1 rRNA gene is annotated in these 1,190 nt (G+C 51.0%); it reads right to left on the reverse strand.

Annotation, left to right across the window (positions count from 1 at the left end):
* A 23S ribosomal RNA gene (locus HMPREF3129_RS00365) occupies window positions 1-1,168 on the reverse strand; the annotation flags it as partial.
* Window positions 1,169-1,190 lie beyond the last annotated feature (22 nt).

Consider the following 1,190-nt stretch of genomic DNA (forward strand, 5'->3'; position numbering starts at 1 on the left):
TCGCTGCCGCAGCTTCGGTGCATGGTTTAGCCCCGTTACATCTTCCGCGCGGGCCGACTCGACCAGTGAGCTATTACGCTTTCTTTAAATGATGGCTGCTTCTAAGCCAACATCCTGGCTGTCTGAGCCTTCCCACTTCGTTTCCCACTTAACCATGACTTTGGGACCTTAGCTGGCGGTCTGGGTTGTTTCCCTCTTCACGACGGACGTTAGCACCCGCCGTGTGTCTCCCGTGATAACATTCTTCGGTATTCGCAGTTTGCATCGAGTTGGTAAGTCGGGATGACCCCCTAGTCGAAACAGTGCTCTACCCCCGAAGATGAGTTCACGAGGCGCTACCTAAATAGCTTTCGGGGAGAACCAGCTATCTCCCGGTTTGATTGGCCTTTCACCCCCATCCACAAGTCATCCGCTAATTTTTCAACATTAGTCGGTTCGGTCCTCCAGTTAGTGTTACCCAACCTTCAACCTGCCCATGGATAGATCACCGGGTTTCGGGTCTATACCCTGCAACTCATTCGCCCAGTTAAGACTCGGTTTCCCTACGGCTCCCCTATACGGTTAACCTTGCTACAGAATATAAGTCGCTGACCCATTATACAAAAGGTACGCAGTCACCCCATAAAGAGGCTCCTACTGCTTGTACGTACACGGTTTCAGGTTCTTTTTCACTCCCCTCGCCGGGGTTCTTTTCGCCTTTCCCTCACGGTACTGGTTCACTATCGGTCAATCAGGAGTATTTAGCCTTGGAGGATGGTCCCCCCATATTCAGACAGGATAACACGTGTCCCGCCCTACTCGTCGAGTTCACAATAACAGCATCTTCAGATACGGGGCTATCACCCTTTACTGCCGGACTTTCCAGACCGTTCTCCTGACACTGCTATTGATTAAGACTCTGGGCTGCTCCCCGTTCGCTCGCCGCTACTAGGGGAATCTCGGTTGATTTCTTTTCCTCGGGGTACTGAGATGTTTCAGTTCTCCCGGTTCGCCTCATTAACCTATGGATTCAGTTAATGATAGTATCCATTGGATACTGGGTTTCCCCATTCGGATATCGTCGGGTATAACGGTTCATATCACCTTACCGACGCTTTTCGCAGATTAGCACGTCCTTCATCGCCTCTGATTGCCTAGGCATCCACCGTGTACGCTTATTCGCTTAACCTCACAACCCGAAAGTGTCTCTT

It is taken from the genome of Proteus sp. HMSC14B05, assembly GCF_001808035.1.
GTDB lineage: Bacteria > Pseudomonadota > Gammaproteobacteria > Enterobacterales > Enterobacteriaceae > Proteus > Proteus mirabilis.